Consider the following 5,296-nt stretch of genomic DNA (forward strand, 5'->3'; position numbering starts at 1 on the left):
GGTTAATATAATGTTTATTTTAATTTAATAAATACTAGTTGTTTTCAGTGTACCATGATTTTATTGCATTTTTAATTAAGAATAAAATGTTGGAAGGATAGATTTTGCGTATGGAAAAGCACAAATCACTTACGAAGGAATATGCAAGAGGATTTTTTTCAAAAGTTCCGGAAATAACAGTTTACTTCTGGATTACTAAAGTGCTCACTACCGGAATGGGGGAGGTATTCTCTGATTATCTGGTGAAAACGATCAATCCATTCATTGCGGTGGCTCTTGGCGGGCTTGGATTGGTTGTCTCTTTAGCATTGCAGTTTCTGGCCCGGCGTTACGTAGCATGGATCTATTGGTTAGTTGTTGTTATGGTTAGTATATTTGGTACTATGGCTGCAGATATTATACATGTTGTTTTAGGCATCCCGTATCTTGCATCAACGATATTTTTTGTGGTTGCACTTGGTGTTATTTTGGGAATTTGGTACGCGTTTGAGAGGACCCTTTCCATTCACAGTATTTATACGGTTCGCCGGGAGATTTTTTATTGGTGCACTGTATTTGGAACGTTTGCTCTCGGAACTGCTGCGGGAGATATGACTGCCTCCACACTGAACCTGGGGTATTTCTCTTCAGGAGTGTTGTTTGCCGTTTTGCTGGCGGTTCCAGCTGTAGGTTTTTGGTTGTTTGGTTTAAACGAGGTCTTGGCTTTCTGGTTTGCCTATATCATGACCCGCCCGGTAGGGGCTTCATTTTCAGACTGGATTTCAATCCCAGGCAGCCGCGGCGGAGTAGGGCTTGGTGAAGGGATGGTCAGCCTTATTTTAACAATCATGATTATTCTCCTTGTAGGTTACTTAACCGTAACTCGTAAAGATATAAAAGATGATCGTGTGACGCAAATGCGTTTGGAAGCATAAATATTATTAAAGGTGTATAAAAAGGCCGTCCCTATCAAATTGACTGATGGGGCCGGCCTTTACTGCTATTTTAAAAATTTCTTAGCTAGTGCCGCAATATCCGGAGTTCCAAGTCCCGTGGCTTGGTTATAAACAGTTCCAGGAGTTCCCGTATAGAAACCATTATCGTTTGTAGCACCCGTTGTATTTAATGGATGAAATGGTGAATCTTCTTGCAGGGCAAAACGATAAATTTGCGTATTCCAAAAACCGACTTGGGTGTGGTCAGCGCTATTAATTAATGCGGAAAGTCCACATAATTGTGGAGCAACAAAGGAAGTTCCTCCATAAGTGGCAGAGCTAAAATTCGAACCTGGTTTGGCTGGATCGCTGAACCATACTTGATATCCAGTATATGGATCAGCATTCATCGCTAGGTCAGGCAAGTTTCTTCCTTTTCCAGTTCCGGTTATAATGGTTGGTGCTGTATCTCGGGTTAAGGAGGACTGATCACTATTCGGTGTCCATTGTTTTACCGCAGTAAATCTATTCACTCCTGGTACTCCAAGCTGGTAATTAGGGGTCGCAAAGAATTGGCTGAAGCCTCCGCCACCGCCAGCAAGGTATCTGTCACCCCAGCCAGAAGGATTGTTTAACCCACGAGCATCAAAATATTGGTAAAGATAATCCCAGCCCCATGCCCGTTCTTGGTTATTGCTTATATCCATATTGTAAGTACTATTGTGGAAGTGGAATGGTAATGTTGTCCCGCCAGCTGCTGTAACAAAAGGACTGTCCGCTGGATTATCAACGGATAGGGATGCGGCGTTTGGAATGCCCGAGCTCAGCCCGAACTCCCTTGCAGCATCATAAGCTCCTTCGTCACCAGCTGCAGCAAACATGGATATCCCTTGGGCTGCCGCCTGCATAAACAACTGGTTAAATACCTCGGCGTATTCTGGTGTTTCCTGTTGCTGCTGGACGAAATAATTGATTGCTGGTTCACTTTCACCCCAGCTGACAGAGATTTGCTGGGCTTTATTTTCATTGATTGCCTGTGCAAACGCATTCGTAAAACCTGTGTCCGAATTAGGACCAATGTACACATTAATATCGGCCTGCGGGGCTAAAGCGCCTGATTGCTCGACATCAAGAGTAGTCTCATCATAGCCATCCCAGCCGGAACCGCCATCAACATCTGTTTTGGTAATACGGTTTGGTTTGACGTTAATTCCTGCACCCTGCCAGAATGAATAGGCATCTTCAGGATTAAATTCAGCAAGGGTAACAATCCCTATAGTTTGTCCTGCGCCATTTGCACCTTTGTCAAATAGCGGCTGGACATTATATCGTTTGATTAAATCCGACGGTATGAGACTGAGCGGCCCTGTTGGAGTAGTTCCATTATCTGTTAAAGGAGCAGGCTGCTTGACTGCACGCGATGATAAGTTTGAATAGTTGCTTAACCCTAAAATACAAAGAATATCTTTTCCAAAACTTGCTGGTAATTTTGGGGTATCTTTTGTTCCGTGGAAAGTTTTCCCTTTGTATTTTTCCCTCTTTAAGGTAATGGAGAATGCCTTATTAAATTGGTCTGCTGTTCCAGTTGCCGTTATAATCAAATTGTTTGGATATACTTTTGTTTGGATCCCAAATGAATTTAGGTAGTTCGTTGCTTGTTTAATTAATTCCGGGTTTACTCCGTAACTTTTGCTAAATTGATCAACGGAAAGGTAGTGGCGGTAGGTTTTATTACCCGGTGTTGTTGAATCAGTAATAAATCTGGTGAGTTTTTCCTTGTTTTTAATTTTCATGACAATATCAACAGTTACTGGTGTATCACCCGGCAGGTCGCCAAACACACTTGCATTTTGTAAAACTTGCTGATTTACTCCTTGTTGAACTGCTACTTTCTGTGTTTCCGCTGCATTTGTTAGTGAAGGTCCGGCTGTAAGTAAAATCATCGAAGAAATCGTGGATACGGCAGAGAGTTTTTTCCAAAAGTTTTTCACCCATTTCCCTTCTTTCTAATTCAATTAGGATTACGAAGTACTTGTACAAAACCAATTATGTTATATAAATGAAAAAATGACAATAAATAATATTCTGTATTTTTTGACCGCATTTTTCTTGGTTTTCTAACAAACTATTATTTGAAATCAAGTTATCGGACATGTATAGATTTAATAAGGCCTACCCCATACTAAGAAATCTTCTAATAATCAGTATTTAACGGGGTTAATAAAATGAAAGCATATTTTCAATATCATTCTAAACTTGCCTTATTTCGCCCATTTTCACTCGATCATCTTATCACGCTCGCCATTCTATTTATTCTCTGTGTTTTCCCTTTTGTTTTTAAAAATAAGTGGAAGGAGGAGGGGAAACGCAAAGTTTTTCGTATTACTATGGCAGTGATCATCTTGGTCGATAATGTTTTGTATCATGTTTGGCTAGTATATGAGCATGCTTGGTTAGTAAAGACGGCATTGCCGCTTCATCTAAGTGATCTTGCCGCTCTTCTTGCTGTTGTGATGCTTCTTTCAAAAAGTAATCGAATTTTTCAATTTATGTATTTCGCGGGGTTGGGAAGCGCCATCCAGGCTATATTGACACCGGATCTTCAACATTTTTCGTTCCCGCACTTTCTTTATTTTCAATCCTTTATTTCTCATGGAGGGGTAGTACTGGCTTGTTTGTTTATGGTCGCAGCTTTCAATTATCGACCGACTTTTCGTTCTATGTGGGTAACCATTCTGATCGTTAATCTATACGGGATTTTTGTCTTTGTGATTAATAAATGGCTGGATTCAAACTATTTGTATATTATGAAAAAAGCAGGAATGAATAGCATTTTAAATTACCTTGGATCATGGCCGTGGTATCTTATCTCAATGGAGATCGTGATGATTTTTAGTTTTTATATTCTATATAGTCCATTTTGGATCAAAAAGAACGCTTAGTTAAAAGCGTTTTTTTGCAGTTAAAGAATGGTCTTAAATAATTGAATTATCTGGATAATTAAGTATGTGATATAAATCACATACTTAATTTTATTTATTTATTAAAATCACGATATAAAGATTGTTTACTCAAAAGGGAGTGTTTTATAATGCTAGATCAAATGACCATTGATATTGTTAAATCAACAGTACCTGTATTGGAGGAACACGGTGAAGCCATTACTACTCGATTTTATCAATTAATGTTTGGCAACCATCCTGAATTATTAAATATTTTTAACCATGCAAACCAAAAACAGAGAAGACAGCAAAAGGCCCTTGCAGGAGCTGTTTATGCAGCAGCAAAGTATATTGACAACCTTGAAGCCATTCTTCCGGTGGTTAAACAAATCGGCCACAAACATCGAAGCCTTGGTATTAAGCCGGAACAGTATCCAATCGTCGGAAAACATCTTATTTTAGCAATTAAGGATGTCCTTGGAGATGCGGCTACCGATGAAGTGATTGAGGCATGGAAAAAGGCATATAACGAAATCGCCAATGTGTTTATCAATGTAGAGGCTGAAATGTATAAAGAAGCGGCCAGCCAGCCTGGCGGATGGGGAGGATTCCGCAGCTTTGTAGTCGATCGTAAGGTGAAAGAAAGTGACGTGATCACTTCCTTCTATTTAAAACCAGAAGATGGAAAAGAACTAGCGACTTTCCTTCCCGGGCAATATATTAGTATTAAACTAGAAATAGCTGGGGAGAAATATACGCATATCCGTCAATATAGTTTATCGGATGCCCCCGGAAAAGACTATTACCGTATAAGCGTAAAGCGGGAAGCTGGCACATCCAATCCCGATGGAAAGGTTTCTAATTATCTTCATGATGAAGTGAAAGAAGGAGATATACTCCTCGTAAGTGCACCAGCAGGAGACTTTGTACTAGATACGAATCTTGACACTCCTATTGTGTTATTAAGCGGTGGTGTTGGCTTGACTCCGATGGTTAGTATGTTAAAAACAGTGGCAGATGTCCAGCCTGAACGAAATGTTATCTTTATTCACGCAGCCGTAAATGGAAGTGTACATGCTTTAAGGGAAGAGGTAGAAGCGTTGACAACGCGTGAAAATATAACTGCCTATGTATTTTATGATTCACCAACTGACGAAGACCGTCTTACTAATCGATTTGACGTAGAAGGCTATGTTACAAAGGAATGGCTTGAAAAAAATGTACCTGTTGAGAATGCAGACTTTTATTTCTGTGGACCAATTCCATTTATGAGAGCCATAAACCGAGCCTTAAAAGATTTGGGTGTAGATGAGAACCGCATTCATTTCGAATTTTTTGGACCAGCAGACAGTCTGGAAGAGCCTGAGCAAAGAGAATTGGTTACTGTTTAAAATTGCGGAGTAAGTTTTTTGTAATACATCAATATATTGTGATAAGGGG

General features: G+C 39.9%; 4 protein-coding genes. 3 read left to right on the plus strand and 1 reads right to left on the minus strand.

Annotated features, from left to right (window positions below; genetic code table 11):
- Nucleotides 1-110: 110 nt before the first annotated feature.
- Entirely contained in the window at nucleotides 111-914 is an 804-nt protein-coding gene (locus tag BFU02S_RS14660; protein ID WP_066372229.1) for a COG4705 family protein, read from the plus strand.
- Nucleotides 915-979: 65 nt separating this feature from the next.
- On the opposite strand, the gene BFU02S_RS14665 is transcribed toward BFU02S_RS14660, so the two are convergent.
- Nucleotides 980-2,905: a S53 family peptidase gene (locus BFU02S_RS14665; protein ID WP_066372221.1), complete on the minus strand. Its 1,926-nt coding sequence runs from the start codon at nucleotides 2,903-2,905 to the stop codon at nucleotides 980-982.
- 234 nt (nucleotides 2,906-3,139) lie between these two features.
- Here BFU02S_RS14665 and BFU02S_RS14670 point away from each other — a divergent pair, with 234 nt between their 5' ends.
- Nucleotides 3,140-3,856 carry a YwaF family protein gene (locus BFU02S_RS14670; RefSeq protein WP_066372224.1) on the plus strand — a complete coding sequence of 239 codons (717 nt, stop codon included), beginning with the start codon at nucleotides 3,140-3,142 and terminating at the stop codon, nucleotides 3,854-3,856.
- A gap of 92 nt (nucleotides 3,857-3,948) precedes the next feature.
- The gene (hmpA, locus tag BFU02S_RS14675) at nucleotides 3,949-5,247 is read left to right on the plus strand and encodes an NO-inducible flavohemoprotein (protein ID WP_439951018.1); all 1,299 of its coding nucleotides are present in this window, start codon (nucleotides 3,949-3,951) and stop codon (nucleotides 5,245-5,247) included.
- Nucleotides 5,248-5,296: the final 49 nt, after the last annotated feature.

Source organism: Neobacillus fumarioli NBRC 102428 (assembly GCF_001591485.1).
Lineage (GTDB): Bacteria > Bacillota > Bacilli > Bacillales > Cytobacillaceae > Neobacillus > Neobacillus fumarioli.